At 63.0% G+C, this 17,289-nt stretch carries 17 protein-coding genes and 1 tRNA gene; 11 read left to right on the top strand and 7 right to left on the bottom strand.

What is annotated here, in order from left to right:
- Window positions 1-119: 119 nt before the first annotated feature.
- On the top strand, window positions 120-380 hold the full coding sequence (locus G7Y54_RS06115; protein WP_165080204.1) for a hypothetical protein: 261 nt from the start codon (window positions 120-122) through the stop codon (window positions 378-380).
- Window positions 377-1,108 (top strand): ubiquinone/menaquinone biosynthesis methyltransferase, encoded by a 732-nt coding sequence (locus G7Y54_RS06110; RefSeq protein ID WP_165079277.1) that lies wholly within the window; start codon window positions 377-379, stop codon window positions 1,106-1,108. The genes G7Y54_RS06115 and G7Y54_RS06110 overlap by 4 nt, the downstream gene beginning before the upstream one ends.
- Window positions 1,109-1,113: 5 nt before the next feature.
- On the opposite strand, the gene G7Y54_RS06105 is transcribed toward G7Y54_RS06110, so the two are convergent.
- Window positions 1,114-1,308 (bottom strand): DUF2065 family protein, encoded by a 195-nt coding sequence (locus G7Y54_RS06105; protein ID WP_165079276.1) that lies wholly within the window; start codon window positions 1,306-1,308, stop codon window positions 1,114-1,116.
- Window positions 1,309-1,377: 69 nt separating this feature from the next.
- On the opposite strand from G7Y54_RS06105, the gene G7Y54_RS06100 reads away from it, so the two are divergent.
- The 7 genes from G7Y54_RS06100 (at window position 1,378) to G7Y54_RS06070 (ending at window position 10,334) form a co-directional block, all read left to right on the top strand.
- Complete coding sequence (locus G7Y54_RS06100) at window positions 1,378-2,691, top strand: nucleotide sugar dehydrogenase (protein WP_165079275.1); 1,314 nt, start codon at window positions 1,378-1,380, stop codon at window positions 2,689-2,691.
- 1 nt (window position 2,692) lies between these two features.
- Window positions 2,693-3,454: a futalosine hydrolase gene (gene mqnB, locus G7Y54_RS06095; protein ID WP_241159459.1), complete on the top strand. Its 762-nt coding sequence runs from the start codon at window positions 2,693-2,695 to the stop codon at window positions 3,452-3,454.
- Window positions 3,455-3,495: 41 nt separating this feature from the next.
- Entirely contained in the window at window positions 3,496-4,467 is a 972-nt protein-coding gene (locus tag G7Y54_RS06090; RefSeq protein ID WP_165079273.1) for a polyprenyl synthetase family protein, read from the top strand.
- Window positions 4,468-4,522: 55 nt separating this feature from the next.
- The gene (locus G7Y54_RS06085; RefSeq protein ID WP_165079272.1) at window positions 4,523-7,522 is read left to right on the top strand and encodes an AIR synthase-related protein; all 3,000 of its coding nucleotides are present in this window, start codon (window positions 4,523-4,525) and stop codon (window positions 7,520-7,522) included.
- A gap of 135 nt (window positions 7,523-7,657) precedes the next feature.
- Window positions 7,658-8,602: a DNA adenine methylase gene (locus tag G7Y54_RS06080; RefSeq protein WP_165079271.1), complete on the top strand. Its 945-nt coding sequence runs from the start codon at window positions 7,658-7,660 to the stop codon at window positions 8,600-8,602.
- Window positions 8,603-8,706: 104 nt separating this feature from the next.
- Entirely contained in the window at window positions 8,707-9,588 is an 882-nt protein-coding gene (locus G7Y54_RS06075; protein WP_165079270.1) for a type II restriction endonuclease, read from the top strand.
- Window positions 9,588-10,334, top strand: a complete 747-nt coding sequence (locus G7Y54_RS06070) for a DNA methyltransferase (protein ID WP_165079269.1) — start codon at window positions 9,588-9,590, stop codon at window positions 10,332-10,334. The genes G7Y54_RS06075 and G7Y54_RS06070 overlap by 1 nt, the downstream gene beginning before the upstream one ends.
- Window positions 10,335-10,562: 228 nt before the next feature.
- On the opposite strand, the gene galE is transcribed toward G7Y54_RS06070, so the two are convergent.
- Complete coding sequence (gene galE, locus G7Y54_RS06065; protein WP_165079268.1) at window positions 10,563-11,549, bottom strand: UDP-glucose 4-epimerase GalE; 987 nt, start codon at window positions 11,547-11,549, stop codon at window positions 10,563-10,565.
- A gap of 71 nt (window positions 11,550-11,620) precedes the next feature.
- Complete coding sequence (locus G7Y54_RS06060; protein ID WP_165079267.1) at window positions 11,621-12,292, bottom strand: adenylate kinase; 672 nt, start codon at window positions 12,290-12,292, stop codon at window positions 11,621-11,623.
- 216 nt (window positions 12,293-12,508) lie between these two features.
- On the opposite strand from G7Y54_RS06060, the gene G7Y54_RS06055 reads away from it, so the two are divergent.
- Window positions 12,509-14,014 carry a TRAM domain-containing protein gene (locus G7Y54_RS06055; RefSeq protein ID WP_165079266.1) on the top strand — a complete coding sequence of 502 codons (1,506 nt, stop codon included), beginning with the start codon at window positions 12,509-12,511 and terminating at the stop codon, window positions 14,012-14,014.
- A gap of 243 nt (window positions 14,015-14,257) precedes the next feature.
- A tRNA-Met gene (locus G7Y54_RS06050) sits at window positions 14,258-14,334 on the top strand.
- A gap of 198 nt (window positions 14,335-14,532) precedes the next feature.
- Here the strand turns inward: G7Y54_RS06050 and G7Y54_RS06045 are convergent.
- The 4 genes from G7Y54_RS06045 to G7Y54_RS06030 all read right to left on the bottom strand — a co-directional run bounded on the left by G7Y54_RS06045 (window position 14,533) and on the right by G7Y54_RS06030 (window position 17,118).
- The gene (locus tag G7Y54_RS06045) at window positions 14,533-15,693 is read right to left on the bottom strand and encodes a GNAT family N-acetyltransferase (protein ID WP_165079265.1); all 1,161 of its coding nucleotides are present in this window, start codon (window positions 15,691-15,693) and stop codon (window positions 14,533-14,535) included.
- Window positions 15,690-15,851, bottom strand: coding sequence for a hypothetical protein (locus tag G7Y54_RS06040; RefSeq protein ID WP_165079261.1), 162 nt, complete (start codon window positions 15,849-15,851; stop codon window positions 15,690-15,692). The genes G7Y54_RS06045 and G7Y54_RS06040 overlap by 4 nt, the downstream gene beginning before the upstream one ends.
- Complete coding sequence (locus G7Y54_RS06035) at window positions 15,835-16,026, bottom strand: Com family DNA-binding transcriptional regulator (protein WP_165079264.1); 192 nt, start codon at window positions 16,024-16,026, stop codon at window positions 15,835-15,837. Before G7Y54_RS06035 ends, G7Y54_RS06040 begins: the two co-directional genes overlap by 17 nt.
- Window positions 16,027-16,203: 177 nt before the next feature.
- The gene (locus tag G7Y54_RS06030; RefSeq protein WP_165079263.1) at window positions 16,204-17,118 is read right to left on the bottom strand and encodes a site-specific integrase; all 915 of its coding nucleotides are present in this window, start codon (window positions 17,116-17,118) and stop codon (window positions 16,204-16,206) included.
- Window positions 17,119-17,289 lie beyond the last annotated feature (171 nt).

The following is a 17,289-nucleotide window of genomic DNA, read 5'->3' as shown; positions in this document are numbered from 1 at the left end:
GCGGGGGCTCTCGTTTCCGTTCTTTTCCCCGTCCAGGTGCGCGACCCGCTGTGGGTCCCGCGGCCATTCCCCAAGGACGGGTTTTTTCCCCGGTATATGCCGGGCGGATGGCACAAGCCGTGGACAAGGACAGCAGGGAAGCTCTTCAGGTCGCCAAGGAACTGACCGCCAAGTTCATCGAGACGCGCACGGTCTCGCCGGGAAATTTCGCGGAGATCTTCCCGGCGGTCTACGGCGTGGTGGCCCGGGCCATCGCCCAGTCCGGCGCGCAGGCCGCCGGCGCTGACGGGGCGGCCGGCGGCAATGTCCGCGAGGGCGCAAGCCTGCGCGGGGACGGCGCCCGCACGGCGCCCCGCCGCCCCGCCGGGGAGCGCGAATGAACGACGCGCAGGGGCTGCCGCAGCCGGGGGGCGGCCCGGGCCATGATGCCGCCGTCGCCGGCATGTTCGGCCGCATCGCCTCGTGGTATGACTTCCTGAACCGCCTTTTGAGCCTGGGCATCGACCAGCACTGGCGCCGCGTGCTCGCAAAGAGCGCAAGTCCCGGCGACGGCCTCGCCCTCGACCTCGCCGCCGGCACGCTGGACGTGGCGCTCGCCCTGCGCCGCGAGGCGCCCAAGGGCACGGTGGCGGCCTTGGATTTCTGCCCGCCCATGCTGGCCCGCGGGCGTCGCAAGCTCAAGGGGGCAAACCTCGCGCGCATCCTGCCCGTGGCGGCGGACGCGCGGCGCCTTCCCGTCCGGGATGGCGCGGCCCACTGCCTCACCATGGCCTTCGGCATCCGCAACATCGCGCCCCGCGGGGCGGCCTTCGCGGAGATGCTCCGCGTGCTCCGGCCCGGGGGCCGGGCCTGCATCCTGGAATTCGGCTCGGGCAGGGAGCGCATCTGGGGCGGCGTCTACAACGCCTACCTGAACCACCTGCTGCCGCTGGTGGGCAGGGCCTTTTCGCGCGACGGCGCCTACGGCTATCTCGCCGAGAGCATCCGCGCCTTCCCCACGGCGGAGGAGCTGGCAGGCGAGATGCGCGAGGCCGGCTTTGCGCGCGTGTGGTACAGGAAGCTCACTTCGGGCATCGTGTGCCTGCATGTGGGGGAAAAGGGCGCCTGACGGCGCTACGCGGCGAGCCAGACGAGGAAGAGCCCTGCCGCCATGGCGGCCATGCCGGCTGCGCGCAGGGCCGCGTCCGGCTCGCGCAGAAGGCGCCGCATGGCCCGGCGCATGCCGCCGGGAGTGAGCGCCCAGACAAGGCCCTCGAAAACCAGGGCCAGGCCCACGGCGCGGAGCAGGAGGGGCAAGTCGAGGTGCATGCCCCTTGGTGCGGGAAAATCCCGTTTTTGTAAAGCCCCGGGCGCCCAAAGCCCGGCAGGGGATGGGACATGATCACGTTTGAGGAACTGGAAGCGCGCAAGCGGCCGCTGGCCGTGGTGGGCCTCGGCTATGTGGGCCTGCCGCTCGCCGTGGCGCTCTCGCGCCATATGGATGTCATCGGCTTTGACATCAACGCCGCCCGCGTGGCCGAGCTCGCGGCCGGGCACGACCGCACCCGCGAGGTGGACGACGCGGCCCTCGCGGCTGCCCAGGTGCGCTACACGTCCGACCCGGCGGCCCTGGCCGAGGCCGCGGTCATCATCGTGGCCGTGCCCACGCCCATCGACCGGCACCGCTCCCCCGACCTCACGCCCGTGGTGGGCGCCAGCACCACCGTGGGCAAACACATGAGCAAGGGCTGCGTGGTCGTCTACGAATCCACGGTCTATCCGGGCCTCACCGAAGAGGTCTGCGTGCCCATCCTCGAGCGCGAGTCGGGCCTTGCGCTTGGCGCGGGCTTCACCGTGGGCTATTCGCCGGAGCGCATCAACCCCGGCGACAAGGTGCACACGCTTGCCACCATCACCAAGATCGTCTCCGGCTCGGACCCGGCCACGGCCGAGCTTCTGGCCAGGATTTACGGCTCCGTGGTGACGGCCGGCATCCACCGCGCCTCGAGCATCAAGGTGGCCGAGGCCGCCAAGGTCATCGAGAACACCCAGCGCGACCTCAACATCGCGCTCATGAACGAGCTCGCCATCATCTTCGACCGCATGGGCATCGACACCCTCGAGGTGCTGGAGGCCGCGGGCAGCAAGTGGAACTTCCTGCCCTTCCGGCCGGGCCTCGTGGGCGGCCACTGCATCGGCGTGGACCCCTACTACCTCACCTTCAAGGCCGAGGAGCTGGGCTTCCACCCCGAGGTCATCCTGGCAGGGCGCCGCATCAACGACAACATGGGCAAGTATGTGGCCGAATGCGCGGTCAAGCAGCTCATCCGGCGCGGGGCCAAGGTCAACGGCGCGCGCGTGGGCATCCTCGGCTTCACCTTCAAGGAGAACGTGCCCGACCTGCGCAATACCCGCGTGGTCGATGTCATCCGCGAGCTGGAGGATTACGGCGTCACCACCCTCGTCACCGACGCCGAGGCCGACGCGGACGAGGCCCTGCGCGAATACGGGCAGCGACTGGTGCCGCTTTCCGAGCTCAAGGACCTCGACGCCATCGTGCTCGCCGTGCCGCACAAGGCCTACGCGGCGCTGACGCCGGAAGACCTGCGCGCCCGCATGGCCGACCCTGAGCGCGGGGTGGTGCTGGACGTGAAGTCGCTCTATGACCCGGCGGCCATGCGCGAGGCCGGGGTGGAGTACTGGAGGCTCTAGGGTGCCGCAGGGAGCCCTGCTCGTCTGCGCGGCCACCGCTGCCGAACTGGCCGCCACGGCGCCCGGGCTTGCGCACCGGGAGGGCGAACTCGCCGAGCTCACGCCCGTGCCCGCGCGGCTCAAGGGGCGGCCGGCGCTCTTCTGCGTCACCGGCGTGGGGCCGGTCAACGCGTCCCTCGCCATGGGCTTCTGCTTCGGCCTCACCAGCGGAAGCGGCGGGGAGGACGGCCAGCCGGCCGGAGGTGGGCTGCGCATCGGCGCGGTGCTCAATGTGGGGCTTGCCGGCGCCTTTGACCTTGCAGCAACGCCCTTGCGCGCCCTGTGCCTCGTCGAGGAGGAAATCTGGCCCGAATACGGCCTCAATGACGGCAGTTCCGTCACAGCGCGGGCCTTCAGCCATCCCCAGTGGCGCAAGGCAGACGGCGCGCCCGAAGATGTGTATGACCGCGTAAGGCTGGCACCCGCGGGGGCGCTCGGCGCCCGCGAGCCCGCGCCCGGCGCCTTCCAGCCCCGGCGCTCGCTCACCGTGGCCGGGGTCAGCGCCAGCTTTGCCCGCGCGCGGGAGATGGCCAACCGCCACCGCGCGGAGCTCGAAAACATGGAGGGCTTCGCCGTGGCCTATGCCTGCGCCCGGGCCGGCGTGCCCTGCGTGGAGGTGCGGGCGGTCTCCAACAAGGTGGGCCCGCGCGCGGCGGACGAAAAGGACTTTCCCGGCGCGCTCGCCGCGCTGGCCGGCGTGCTGCCCGCGCTCGGGCTGGCCTGAGCAGCGGCCGTCTGGGGGGCGGCAAGGAGAACGGTGAAGCCATGGCTGAAACGCTTTTGAAGCAGCGCCTCGCAGAGGAGCTCCCGGCCGTGAACGCGGCCCTCGCCCGCGCGGCCGGCCGGCTGCCGGAGCCCGTGCGCCCTGTGGCGCGCCACATCCTCGAGGCCGGCGGCAAGCGCCTTAGGCCCTTCCTCACGGTTCTCATGGCGCGCCTTCTGGGCGATACGGGCGAACGCATCTATGACCTCGCCGTGACGATGGAAATGCTCCACGCGGCCACCCTGCTCCATGACGACGTGCTCGACGACGCGGCCAACAGGCGCGGCAAGCCGGCCGCGCATACGGAGTTCGGCGTGGCCCAGGCCATCCTGGCGGGTGACGCCCTGCTCTCCGGGGCCAACGCCCAGGTGGCGGCCTTTGGCGACCCGCGCCTGTGCCTTTGCTTCTCCAACGCCACCAGCGAGACCGCGGCCGGCGCGATACTGGAACTGGCGGCCCAGCGCCGGGTGGACGTGAGCGCGGAGGAATACGCGGCCATCGTGCGCGGCAAGACGGCGGCGCTCATCGCGGCCTCCTGCGAGCTCGGGGCGCTGGCGGCCAACGCCGGGCCCGACGCGGTGGCAGCGGCCGCGGCCTATGGCGAAAATCTCGGCATGGCCTTCCAGATCGTGGACGACGCGCTGGATTTCGCGCCCGAGGAGGAGACAGGCAAGCCCACGGGCGGCGATGTGCGCGAGGGCAAGCTCACGCCGCCCCTGCGCTTCTACCGGCTGGACCTTGCCGAAAACGAGCGCGCGGCCTTTGACGCGGCTTTCGTGTGCGGGCTCATGAGCGCGGCGGACGCGGCCGAGATCTCCCTGCGCGTGCGCGAGGGCGGCTTTGACCGCCGCGCCCGCGAGGAGGCCGGGGACTACCTCAAGGCCGCGCGGGCGGCGCTTTTGCGCCTGCCCGGCGGCCCGGAGCGCCGGGTGCTCATGGAAATGGCGGACTATGTCCGCGACCGCCGGCACTGAGAAGCAAAAATCCCGGGCCCACGCCGGGAACGGAAAAGCGAGCAAAGGAGGAGCCATGCTCTACCGTCTGGAAGCGGGGCCGAAGCCCGGCCTGGAGGACGTTCAGGGGCGCAAGGTGGCGGAGCGCATCCGCGCGGCCCTGGGCCTTGCCGTGGGGCAGGTGCGCCTTGTCAAGGTCTTCACCGCCGACGGCCTCACCGAGGCCCAGGCCTGCCGCCTGCTCGAGGACGCCGTCTGGCACGACCCCATCCTCCAGCGCGCGGCCCTGGGCACCCTCCCGCCGCTCGCGCCCCTGCCGGACTGGTATATCGAGGTCGGCTTCCGCCCCGGCGTGACCGACAACGAGGGCCGCACCGCGCGCGACACGGCCGCCATGGTGCTCGGCATCCCGCGCGAAAGCCTCGCCGTCTACACGGCGCTCCAGTACCGCATCCGCAACGACGCGGCCTCGCCGCTCGACCGGGAGCAGGTGGAGACCATCGCCCGCGACCTGCTCTGCAATACGCTCATCCAGCGCTTCCGCATCAAGAGCGCGGCCGAGTGGGCCAAGGAGCCGGACTTCCCGCCGCAGGCCGCCCGCGTGACGGGCGAGGCGCGCGCGGATGTGGCCGTGGTGCCGCTCTCCACCATGAGCGACGCGGAACTTCTGGCCGCCAGCCGCGCCAACACCTGGGCGCTCAACCTTGACGAGCTCCACGCCATCCGCGACCACTTCACAAGGCCCGACATCGCGGGCGCCCGCGCCGAGGCGGGCCTTCCCGCCGACCCCACGGACGTGGAGATGGAGGCCCTCGCGCAGACATGGTCCGAGCACTGCAAGCACAAGATCTTCGCCTCGGCCATCGACTATACGGACGAGGACACGGGGCGCCACGAGCGGGTGGACAACCTCTACAAGACCTGCATCCGCGACGCCACGGCCATCCTGCGCGAGCGCCTGGGCGACAGGGACTATTGCAAGTCCGTCTTCAAGGACAACGCGGGGGTCATCGCCTTCATCAACGGCTACGACGCCTGCATCAAGGTGGAGACGCACAACAGCCCCTCCGCGCTGGACCCCTACGGGGGCGCGCTCACGGGCATCGTGGGCGTCAACCGCGACCCCATGGGCACGGGCATGGGCGCGGAGCTCATCTGCAATACCGATGTTTTCTGCTTCGCCTCGCCCTTCTACGCCAAGGAGCTGCCGCCGCGCCTTTTGCACCCGCGCCGCGTGCTCGAGGGCGTGCGCGAGGGCGTTGAGCACGGCGGCAACAAGTCGGGCATCCCCACGGTCAACGGCTCCCTCGTCTTTGACGAGCGCTATCTCGGCAAGCCGCTGGTGTTTTGCGGCACCGTGGGCCTGCTGCCCACCGATGTCTGCGGCCGGCCAGGCTGGGAAAAGAAGGCGGAGCCCGGCGACGCGGTGGTCATGGTGGGCGGCCGCATCGGCAAGGACGGCATCCACGGCGCCACCTTCTCCTCGGAGGAGCTGCACGAGGGCTCGCCGGCCACGGCCGTGCAAATCGGCGACCCCATCACCCAGCGCAAGATGTACGACTTCCTGCTCAAGGCGCGCGACAAGGGGCTCTACAACGCCATCACGGACAACGGCGCGGGCGGGCTCTCCTCCTCGGTGGGCGAGATGGCCGAGGACACGGGCGGCTGCGTGCTGCACATCGACCGCGCGCCGCTCAAGTATGACGGGCTGCTCCCGTGGGAGGTGCTGCTCTCCGAGGCGCAGGAGCGCATGACCGTGGCCGTGCCGCCGGCGAAGCTCGACGAATTTCTCGAACTTGCGAAGCGCATGGACGTGGAGGCCACGGCGCTCGGGGAGTTCACCGAGTCGGGCGTGTTCGAGGTGCGCTATGCGGGCCGCACCGTGGCCCTGCTCGACATGGCCTTTCTCCATGACGGCGTGCCGCAGCTGCACCTCGAGGCCGTGTGGAAGCGCCCGGCCTTCCCCGACATCCGCATGGAGGGCGCGGGGGGCGACGAGGGCGCCTTCCTCAGGAAGATGCTTGGGCGCCTCAATATCTGCTCCAAGGAATACATCATCCGCCAGTATGACCACGAGGTGCGCGGCGGCAGCGTCATCAAGCCCCTGGTGGGCGCGCTGCGCGACGGCCCGGGCGACGCGGCCGTGCTGCGGCCGCTGCTGGAGTCGGACGCGGGCCTCGTGCTCAGCCACGGCATCTGCCCCAAGTTCAGCGACTATGACACCTATTGGATGATGGCCAACGCCATGGACGAGGCCATCCGCAACGCTGTGGCCGTGGGCGGCGACCCGGACGCGCTCGCCGGCGTGGACAACTTCTGCTGGTGCGACCCGGTGTGGACCGAGGCCAATGCCGAGGGCCGCTACAAGCTCGCCCAGCTCGTGCGCGCCTGTTGGGCCCTGCGCCAGTTCTCGCTGGCGTTCGGGCTGCCCTGTATCTCCGGCAAGGACTCCATGAAGAACGACTACCTCGGCGGCGGCGAGCGCATCTCCATCCCGCCCACGGTGCTCTTCTCGGTCATCGGCGTCATCCGAAATGTCACGGCCGCGCAGACCTCGGACTTCAAGCGCGAGGGCGACTTCATCTACCTGCTCGGTGGCACCTGGCGGGAGATGGCGGGGAGCGAGGCGGCTTCGGAGCTCGGCCTTTCCGGCGGCCTCGTGCCCCGGGTGGACGCGGCGAGCGCCCTTGCCCGCTACCGCGGCCTCCACGCGCTTATGGGCCAGCGCGCGCTCTCGGCCTGCCATGACTGCTCTGACGGCGGCCTCGCCGTGGCGCTTGCCGAAATGTGCATCGGCGGCCGCCTCGGCGCGGACATCGACCTCGACGCCGTGCCGGCCCTCGAGCCCATGAGCCGCTTCGAGCTGCTCTACAGCGAGAGCGCGAGCCGCCTTGTGGTGAGCGTGCGCCCCGACCTCGCGCCGCTCCTGGACGCGCTCGGCATGTGGCAGGTCTGCCGCCGCATCGGCACGGTGACGGGCACGGGCGCGCTCACCCTGAAAAGCGGCGACAGCACGGTGCTTGCAGAAAAGGTGGACGACCTCGCCCGGGCCTTCAAGGCCACGCTGGACTGGTAGGGAGCGCAAGACACAAATGAAAAGACCACGCAGTGACACGGAAGCTTGGCTTACCTAGCCTTGCAGAATGGCTTGCGCTCGGCATCCCATGTGACACACGCGACCTATTTCAGTCCAGCACAGGAACCGCAGCCTATGTACAACGACATCCTGAAACCATCAAAAAATTTCGTCTCCCAGGATAAAGGTGGCCGAAAGGCAAAACCCTTCTTAAAATGGGCTGGAGGCAAGGGACAACTTCTCAACGAAATCGCACACTATTATCCTTTTGAACAAAATAATATAAAAAAATACGCAGAACCTTTTGTTGGAGGGGGCGCCGTATTATTTGATATTTTAAACAAATATAAGTTAGAAGAAGTTTATGTTAGTGATATTAATTCTGAACTTATTAATACATATTGTGTAATCCGGGATAACGTAGAAAATTTGATAGCTAAACTCCATCTAATTGAAAAACAATTTCTCACTCTGAACCAACCTGATCGGAAAGAGTTTTTTATACAAAAAAGAAATTATTTTAATGAAATAAAAATCGGATCCTCATCACAAAACATAGAAAAATCAGCATTGATGATTTTTCTCAATAAGACATGTTTTAATGGGTTATTCCGTGTGAATAAAAAAGGTATATTCAATGTTCCATTTGGGGATTATAAATCTCCTCTCATTTGTGATGAAGATAACCTTCGGATTGTATCAGAAAAATTGCAAAATGTAACCATTATGTGCCAAGATTACAAGAGGTCTGCTGAATTTATAGACGATAAAACCTTTGTCTACTTTGACCCTCCTTATCGACCTCTGAACGCTACATCAAATTTTACAGGCTATACATATGCTTCATTTAATGATACAGAACAACAGAACCTTGCAAATTTTGTAAATAATTTGCATCAAAAAGGTGCAAAAATCGTCATTAGTAATTCTGATCCGAAGAATATAGATAAAAAAGATAATTTTTTTGATAAAATGTATTCGGCATATTCCATTAAGCGTGTAGCTGCCAACCGAATGATTAACTCTAATCGAAATTCGCGGGGGAAAATCAAAGAATTATTAATTTCAAATTTTGCATGAGTTTTACTTTTTACAATAAATTTCTCTCCTTCTGTTCTTTTATATTTTCGGAAGAGATGGCTAAAATATTTTTTATGCTAACTTTATCAAAAAGGAGAAGGTAGATGCACGAACGAGATTTTAACGCATGGTTTTCTGATTTTCGAAACAGTATTGCAGATTATGGGTATTATATCGACTTTGAAAAAGTCTACGCAAATGTTGATCAGGTAAAAGTTGAACTAAATATTCTTAATTCTCTCATTGGTTCAAAAAATATCGAAAAGGACTTTGAAAAACTGATTTTGAAATATCCTGAGACGCTAAAGTGTGTTCCCCTTCTCTTAGCGGTAAGGACAAATGAAATATACTGTCAGGATAAGGAAGGTGGACATTTATTCAACTTTGATATTAAGCATCTTCATAACTTTAGGTGCCTACCTGTCGAAATGTATGCTAATTTTATGAAAAAGACAGGATTATTTAATTTGCTGGAACATCATATAGTAAACAATTTAGTGGATTATGCCACAGGCGTCGAGACTGGCCTGGATTCAAATGGCCGTAAGAATCGTGGCGGCCACCTTATGGAAGATTTAGTGGAGGGCTTTATTGCAAAAGCGGGATTTACCAAAGGGCTAAATTACTTTAAAGAAATGTATATTCATCAAATAACAGATAAATGGAATATAGATCTTACAGCAATATCAAACTCAGGTAAAATGGAAAAACGATTCGATTTCGTCGTCAAAACGGATAACATGATTTACGGAATTGAAACTAATTTTTATGGGAGTGGCGGCAGCAAGCTCAATGAAACTGCCAGAAGCTATAAAACCTTGGCTTTGGAAGCCAACTTGATTAATGGTTTCACTTTTATCTGGTTTACTGACGGCAAAGGATGGCAGAGTGCCAAAAACAATCTTGAAGAAACATTTGACGTGATGCCTCATATCTACAATATAACAGATTTAGAAAATAATATTATCAAAAAGGTGATGATATAATGGCTCACCCCATACGCAAATGGGAACCAGAAAATTTTGAGCTGGAGGCAACAACACATTGGTCTTTTCCAAAGCGAGGAAATTGGGCCACACATGACGCAAAATGGCGGGGAAACTGGTCCCCATATATTCCGCGCAACATCCTCCTTAGGTACTCAAAAGAAAATGATTGGGTTCTTGACCAATTTTCTGGTGGTGGAACTACCCTCGTCGAAGCAAAATTGCTTAACAGAAATATAATAGGAGTAGATATTAACGATGCCGCACTGGCACGTTGTAGGGAAAAAGTTGACTTTGAACGTGATAGAGAGATGGGAAGTGTAGTCATCCGAAAGGGGGACGCACGAAATCTGGATTTTTTGGAGGATCGCAGCATCGACCTTATCTGTACCCATCCACCGTATGCCGACATCATTCAATATGGCGGCGATCCAGCTCAAGATCTCTCCTGTTTGAGTGGCAAAGCGTTCATGGATGAGATGAAAAAGGTGGCAGCAGAATGTTATAGAGTTTTAAAAACAGAAAAATTTTGTTGCCTCCTCATGGGCGATACGCGCAAAAAGGGACACATGATCCCCATGGCTTTCGAAGTCATGAAAATTTTTGAGGAAGCTGGATTTACCCTTAAAGAACTGATCATTAAAGAACAACATAATTGTAAAGCAACTGGTTATTGGAAAACAAATAGTATAAAATATAATTTTTTGCTTATCGCCCATGAATATCTTTTTGTTTTTAGGAAATGAAATTATCTTTCATTTCTTAACTAAGGTATAGAAAAATTGGTCATAAAAAATCCCTCTAATTCATACCAAGGTGGAGCCCTAATTACAATTTCATTAAATAACTAATCACATCATGGCCTTCTCTATGGCGGATATCACACAGTGCAACAGCGTCACGTGATAACCGCGGCAGGGAATGAGTTAGCCTCTTCTTACCTGCGCCTAAACAAGTACTATGAGAGGAGCCACTCAAGCTCCATAGCCCTGCGGATGCTTTCTGTGCCACTCCCAGGCGGAGGCGATGATGGCCTCGATGTCCAGCGTGGGGCGCCAGCCCAGAGCGCGCCCGGCGAGCTCCGCCGACGCCACGAGCCGGGCCGGGTCGCCGGCGCGGCGCGGCCCTTCGACCACGGGGATGGCGTGCCCGGTGACGCGGCGCGCGGCCTCGACCATCTCGCGCACGGAAAAGCCCTTGCCGTTGCCGAGGTTGCATACCAGGCTCCCGCCGCCGCGCTCAAGGTGCTCGAGGGCGCGCAGGTGCGCGTCCGCCAGGTCCATGACATCGATGTAATCGCGCACGCAGGTGCCGTCGGGCGTGGGGTAATCCGTGCCGAAGATGGAGATATGCGGGCGCCGGCCGAGCGGCACCTGAAGGATGAGCGGGATGAGGTGGCTTTCGGGCCGGTGGTCCTCGCCGATGGCGCCGCCGGGCCACGCGCCGCCCACGTTGAAATACCTCAGGCTCACGAAGCGCATGCCGTGGGCCAGCGCCGCCCAGTGCATGATGCGCTCCATGATGCGCTTGCTCTCGCCATAGGGGTTGGTGGGGGAAAGCGGCGCATCCTCGGGGATGGGCACGGCGTCCGGCTCGCCGTAGACCGCGGCGGAAGAGGAAAAAACGATGCGCCGGACCACGTGCCGCTGCATGGCCTCCAACAGGCGCTGCATGCCGAGGACATTGTTGTTGAAATAGTCGAGCGGCCGCTCCATGCTCTCGCCCACAAGGGAGCTGGCGGCAAAATGGAGCACCGCATCTATGCGATGGGCGGCGAAGACCGCATCCAAGGCGTCCGCGTCGCGGATGTCTATCTCATGGAGAGATGCCCCGGGCGCCACGGCCTCGCGGTGGCCGGTGAGGAAGTTGTCGGCCACCACCACCTCGCGCCCGGCCGCGAGCAGCGCGCGGACATTGTGCGAGCCGATATAGCCCGCGCCCCCGCAGACGAGTACGGCCATGCCTCCCCCCGCAAAAAAATACGCCGCACCGCGGCCCCGGGGAGGCGCACGGCGCGGCGCGATTTTTGCCGTTAATCCAGCTGCGCGAGCAGCGCTTCGCGGATGGCGTCGATGCTGCCCTCGCCGTCCAGCACGATGTACCTGGTCTTGCCGTCGCCCGCGAGGTCGCGGTAGAAGTAGGCTGCGGCCAGGGTGCCGTCCTTGGTGTCGTAATAAATGTCGTGGCGCTTGTTGATGGCGGCCTCGTCCTGGTCGTCATTGCGCAGCCCAAGCTCGCCGCCGCACACGCGGCACTTGTCGCCATTGGGCTTGATGGCCTCGATATAGATGTTGTTGGGGTGATTGTTGTTGTTCTTGCAGAGCCGGCGCCCCATGATGCGCTTTTTCGCGGTCTCGCGCGGCAGCTGGATCTCCACCACGTAGTCGAGGGGCATGCCTTCCTTCTGGAGGGCCTCCCAGAGCTTCCGCGCCTGCACCATGTTGCGCGGGAAGCCGTCGAGGAGCCAGCCCTTGCCGCCCTTGGTGCGCAGGGTCTCGAGCACCATGGGAATGGTGATGTCGTCGGGCACGAGGTCGCCGCGGTCGATATAGGCCTTGGCCTTCTTGCCGAGCTCGGTGCCGCCACCGATATGTTCGCGGAAGATGGCGCCGGACTCGATGTGCGCCAGGTCATACTTCTGCTTGAGCAGTTCGCCCTGGGTGCCCTTGCCGCTGCCGTTGGGGCCGAAAATGAGAATGTTCACCGGAATCTCCTCGGCAATAGTGTGGAGGCGAAACCGCATGCGCGGCTCCGCGGCGGAGCGCCGGGCCCTGGGAACGGCCCTGCCTATCCCTTACGGCTAGCCTGAAAGAGGGGTTCTGTCAATGCCCGGGCCGCGCCGGCGCTGCCATTGCGGGCGCCTCGGGCCCGGGGCCGGCGCCGCTGGCGCCGGGCGAAGCGTCGTGCTACGCTCGCGCTCATGCACGACTGTCTCGACCTTGTGCTTGACGGCCTGGCCCACGACGGGCGCGGCGTCGGCCACCTCAAGGATCCCGCGCGCCCGGGCGAGCGCGGGCTCACGGTCTTTGTGGCCGGGGGGCTGCCCGGCCAGACGGTCCGCTGCCGGGTGAAGGCCCGCAAGGCGCGCTTCTTGGAGGCGGAGCTTGTGGAGGTTCTGCGCCCGGCGGCGGACGCGGTGCCGCCGCTCTGCCCGCACGCGGGCGCCGGCCCGGGCGCCCCGGGCTGCGGCGGGTGCCCGCTCCAGGCCATGCCCTATGCGAGCCAGCTGGAATGGAAAACCCGGCTTGCGCGCGACGCCCTCGCCCGCATCGGCGGCCTTGATGCGGATGCGCTGGACGCGGCATGGGAGACGCCCCTCCCCTCGCCCAGCCTTGCCGGCTTCCGCAACCGCATGACCTTTGCCTTTGGCGCAGGGCCGGATGGCCTTGTGCTCGGCCAGCGGAGCCGGGGCGGCGCGGATGTGGTGCCGACGCCCGACTGTGCCCTTCCGCCTTCCGGGGGTCGCGAGCTTTTGGCAGTGGCACAGGAAGCCGCGGCCCAAAGCGGGCTCCCGGCGTGGCGCGCTTCGGAACGGCGCGGGAGTGGCAAGACCGGCGAGCGGGGCTTTTGGCGCTTTCTTGCATTGCGCCAAGGCTGGCTGCCCGGCGAAACGGAGGCGCGCTGGTGGGCGCTTTGCCTGACGAGCCCCGGGAACCGGACCGAACGCGCCGCCGTCCGCGCCATGGGGGAGCGCCTGCTCTCCTTGGGCGGCGCGAGCCGCATGGGCGGCTTCATCCATGAGGAACGCGGCCGGGATGACGCGCTGGCGAGCGGGGAGCGCCGCATCCTCTGCCTCGACGCCGAGGGTGCGGAAAACCCGGAAGCCGCACTCCTGCACCTACCGCTTGCGGGCCGCTCCTTCGCGCTGGATGCGGCCACCTTCTTTCAGGTCAACACCGGCGCGGCCGAACTGCTTGCCCGCACAGTGATGGGCATGGCCCCCCCGGGCGGCGGACGAGGCCTGCTTGATGTGTATTGCGGCGTGGGCGCGCCCGGGCAACTCCTCGCCCGTGACTATGGGGCGGTAGTAGGCATGGAGAGCGACCGCCGGGCCGTCGCCCTTGCCGCACGCAATGCGGCGGATGCGGGGCTGGGCGGCTGCCGCTATCTCACTGGCGATGCCGGGGCCCTCCTCAAGCGCCTTGCAGCCGGAGCGCCACTGCCGGGCCTCGGCAAAGGGCACACCCTCCCGACTTGGGGGACGGCCCTGCTCGATCCGCCCCGCGGCGGCCTTGCGCCGGCAGCGCTTGGCGCCCTGCTGCACCTTGCGCCGGAGCACATCCTGTATGTCTCCTGCAATCCGGCCACGCTCGCGCGCGATGCCGCGAAGCTCTCCACGGCCTACACCCTCCAACGCCTGGCGGCGGTTGACCTTTTCCCGCACACCCCCCATCTTGAATGTTGCAGCCTTTGGCGCCGCCGCTGAATTTAAACGATACGCGGACAGCACCCTGTCACGGAACGTTGTTTGCGGACGCTTTATTTTCCACGGTGTCCACCTGCATGCCCAAGTATTACCTCTCATTAACTCCCTGCCATAACTCCGCAACAGGCCTAACCCATGCAGGGAGTCACAACCGCTACCAAGTCAGCCCCTGAGCACCTCTCCCCTTCAGCAAATTTCCCCTTGACTCCCCTCATGCCAGCGTATATATCTACGAGCACATGCCGCGGGGTGGAGCAGTTCGGTAGCTCGTCGGGCTCATAACCCGAAGGTCGTAGGTTCAAATCCTGCCCCCGCAACCAATAAAATCAGGCACTTACGGTTTTCTAACCATAAGTGCCTTTTCATTTTTCTAACCTATTTCTAACCACGCCCCATTCCGCTGGAGCGGCCAAGCAATAAGCGGGCGCGCAAGTTGGCACCGTTTTGCGGATAAAATGGCACAAATCCAGCCGCAAAAAACCGCCGGGGGAAAAATTGGCCCGGCGGTTTTTTGTTTTTTAGACCTCCTGCTTTTCTCCTAAGTAGCGGAAGCCCTGAATGGCGCGGAAGTGACCGCCATAGCCCCAGCCCTTGCCGAGCGTTGCAATGCTGCCCGAGCGCGTCCGTGAGTTGGTTATGGACCGTGCGCTGCGGGCTTTGTTGCTCCCGTGCAGGAGTGCCGACACTTGTGTCCAGAGCGGCGAGCGGCGCAAGGCGCGGCACAGCCCGGGGTGTGAGGTGTTGAAAAGCGTGGGCATGGGCTTGCCAAAGCGGTTTTCTCCCGTGCGCCACATGCGGCACACCTCGTTGAGAAACGCCGTCCCGATGCCTATGCCCTGCCAGTCCGGGAGCACGACGAGCCGCGCGGCACGGGCCTCGATGCCGCCCTGGCGGGTGCTTACGGCAAGATGCGCCACAGGGACGCCCCCGGTAAAGGCCACATAACAGGTCGCCGCGACCATGTGCGGTGGCCTTAGATAGTGATGCGGCTCAAACAGGGGCCAGAAGTTCCAGCCTGTCTGGCATATTTCGAGCTCGACGGCTGGGCGTCGAAGGCGCCCCCGCGTCCAGCGGAAGCCCGCCCCGGCGGTATCAAATATCCAGTCGGGGCAAAGCCAGTCCACAATATCATAATGGCATGAGAGAAGCACCACCTGGGCGCCGGTGGCTCGCCATGCCTTGGCAAAGGCGCTCGCGCCTATTTTGGCGGTCTGGCGGTCCACAACGCTGGTAAATTCATCGACCACGGCCCGGGCCGGAGCCTCACAAATCAGGCGCGCGAGCGATGCCCGGAACTTCTGCCCGGTGGACAGGACGCGAAACGGCCTAAGCCATGCGGGCACGTCTCCAAGCCCTACGGCCGAAAGCGCGGCCGTGGCCTGCTGCCAGCTTCCACCGGCGCTTTCCGGCGCAATGGCGTCGATGATGGGCACGTCGGACGGCCAGCGCTCGGCCCCGCGCAGGGCGTCCTTGCCCCATATGCGCGCGCCGATGCTGGACTTGCCGGAGCCGGAAGGGCCGACCACTAGGCCGATCTGCCACGGGGCGGCCTCTGGCGTATCAATGGGAAGGTCTGCCTCGAGGTCAAAGCCGATGCCGTCGGCATTAAACAGGCTCTGGACGCACGCGGCGCGGTAGCTGTCATACGCCGGGGCCGGATGGTGGATGCGGATGATCATACGCGCACCACCTTGCACTTGTAGCCCTGGGCCTTGAGCCGCTCATAGACGATTTTATGCTCGGCCTCGTCTTTACAGATGACGATGACGCCGAACTGCTCGCGGTACTTGAAACCATTGGCCCCTAACATTTTCGGGGCATCAGTCTTGCCTGCCATTTTTCGGCTCCGAAAGGCCGTCATGCGGCGCGGAGCTGGGGCGCGTGGCCCGCAGGGTGTTGTAGGCCCCGCAGCGGGGGCACTTGTGAATGATATGGGCGTCGCGCGCCCAGCCCCGGGCCAGCAGCTTGTGGCACTGGCCATACCGAATTTCCTGTGTCGTATCCTCTCTCATGGCTCGTTGAGTGTTGCGCCCCGTGAAGTACCCGGCTAGACTGCTTGCGCCCTCCCAAAGGGTAAGCAGGCGGATACCTCGCGGACGTGAGACTGCCGTCCGTGGGGCCGTGGCGGCCCGGTGCAACGGGCCGTCGGTGGGGGCGCTCCCGCGCCCCCGCCTCTGCCAAAAAATTGCCTATCTGCTCAGGATGGCCCGGGCGCAACGCAGATCGAGCCAGTCGGCCCATGCCTGCATCATCTTGCGCCGTTCCTCTATCAGCTCCCCCCGTTGGTAGGCCGCGCGGACCTGATTGTGGTCCGTGTGCGCCAGTTGCCGTTCAATCACCTCCGAGGGCCAGCCCAGCTCGGAGAGTGTCGTCGCGGCCATTGCGCGACAGCCGTGCGGCGTCATGGTGGCGCCGTCATAGCCCAGTTGCCGGAGCGCATAGCCAAGACAGCGGGGCTTTTCCGGCAATGCCGTATCCCTGTGCCTAGGGAACATGTGGACATGGGCGCCGGTAATGCCGTGCAGCTCGCGCAGGACCTCCAGCGCCTGGCGGGAAAGCGGCACCATATGCGGGCGCTTCATCTTCATGCGCGCGCCGGGAATCCTCCACAAGGCCGCGTCCCATGAGACTTCGGCCCATTCCCCGGCCGCCAGTTCCCCGGGCCGTACAAAGGTCAGGGCGAGCAGCTTGAGCGACAGCGCGCGCTTGCGCGGGCGTAAACGCTCAAGGGCCGCCATGAAGGTGCCAATGGCCGTGGGGTCGGTGAGAGCGGCGCGCGGGTGCGATTTATGGGGCGTGAGCGCAAAGCCCAGATCGCGGGTCGGGTCGCTGATGACGAGGCCGCAGGCGATGCCATAGCGCATGGCCTGCGAAATATGGCTTTTTACCTTGCGGGCCGACGCAAAGGTGCCCTTTGCCTCGATGCGGCGCAAAATGCGCAAAATCATGGGCGGCGTGATTTTTTTGGGAGGCTTGTCGCCCAGCTTCGGCAGGACTTCGCGCTCAAGCCGCCGCCAGCACTCGGCGGCATACTTCGCCGAACCGCGCCCCAGATACCGCTCCCACCATTCCGCCAAGAGATCGCCGAATACCTTTATTTCCATAAGCCCTCCTTCTGGCTTAGAGGACTTATCGGTTCGTGACTTCCCCCAGCATGGGAGGCGTGAAGGGTGACGGGATTCGGAACATAATCGCCGGTGCTTGGTCGTCCAAGATATGGCGACGGAGCGTTAATCTTTACGGTGCCTTTTACGACCCCGACTACAGCGATGAAT

Source organism: Desulfovibrio sp. ZJ746 (assembly GCF_011039155.1).
In the GTDB taxonomy this organism is placed as follows: domain Bacteria; phylum Desulfobacterota; class Desulfovibrionia; order Desulfovibrionales; family Desulfovibrionaceae; genus Desulfovibrio.
The sequence above is the reverse complement of the archived record's forward strand: the minus strand, read 5'-3'. Positions and strand labels throughout refer to the sequence as shown.

Excerpts from the sequence above, each read along its gene's own strand:
- G7Y54_RS06110 (WP_165079277.1), top strand. The coding sequence starts at position 377 with ATGAACGACGCGCAGGGGCTGCCGCAGCCGGGGGGCGGCCCGGGCCAT.
- G7Y54_RS06105 (WP_165079276.1), bottom strand. The coding sequence starts at position 1,308 with ATGCACCTCGACTTGCCCCTCCTGCTCCGCGCCGTGGGCCTGGCCCTG.
- G7Y54_RS06100 (WP_165079275.1), top strand. The coding sequence starts at position 1,378 with ATGATCACGTTTGAGGAACTGGAAGCGCGCAAGCGGCCGCTGGCCGTG.
- G7Y54_RS06090 (WP_165079273.1), top strand. The coding sequence starts at position 3,496 with ATGGCTGAAACGCTTTTGAAGCAGCGCCTCGCAGAGGAGCTCCCGGCC.
- G7Y54_RS06085 (WP_165079272.1), top strand. The coding sequence starts at position 4,523 with ATGCTCTACCGTCTGGAAGCGGGGCCGAAGCCCGGCCTGGAGGACGTT.
- G7Y54_RS06080 (WP_165079271.1), top strand. The coding sequence starts at position 7,658 with ATGTACAACGACATCCTGAAACCATCAAAAAATTTCGTCTCCCAGGAT.
- G7Y54_RS06075 (WP_165079270.1), top strand. The coding sequence starts at position 8,707 with ATGCACGAACGAGATTTTAACGCATGGTTTTCTGATTTTCGAAACAGT.
- G7Y54_RS06070 (WP_165079269.1), top strand. The coding sequence starts at position 9,588 with ATGGCTCACCCCATACGCAAATGGGAACCAGAAAATTTTGAGCTGGAG.
- galE (WP_165079268.1), bottom strand. The coding sequence starts at position 11,549 with ATGGCCGTACTCGTCTGCGGGGGCGCGGGCTATATCGGCTCGCACAAT.
- G7Y54_RS06055 (WP_165079266.1), top strand. The coding sequence starts at position 12,509 with ATGCACGACTGTCTCGACCTTGTGCTTGACGGCCTGGCCCACGACGGG.
- G7Y54_RS06045 (WP_165079265.1), bottom strand. The coding sequence starts at position 15,693 with ATGATCATCCGCATCCACCATCCGGCCCCGGCGTATGACAGCTACCGC.
- G7Y54_RS06040 (WP_165079261.1), bottom strand. The coding sequence starts at position 15,851 with ATGGCAGGCAAGACTGATGCCCCGAAAATGTTAGGGGCCAATGGTTTC.
- G7Y54_RS06035 (WP_165079264.1), bottom strand. The coding sequence starts at position 16,026 with ATGAGAGAGGATACGACACAGGAAATTCGGTATGGCCAGTGCCACAAG.
- G7Y54_RS06030 (WP_165079263.1), bottom strand. The coding sequence starts at position 17,118 with ATGGAAATAAAGGTATTCGGCGATCTCTTGGCGGAATGGTGGGAGCGG.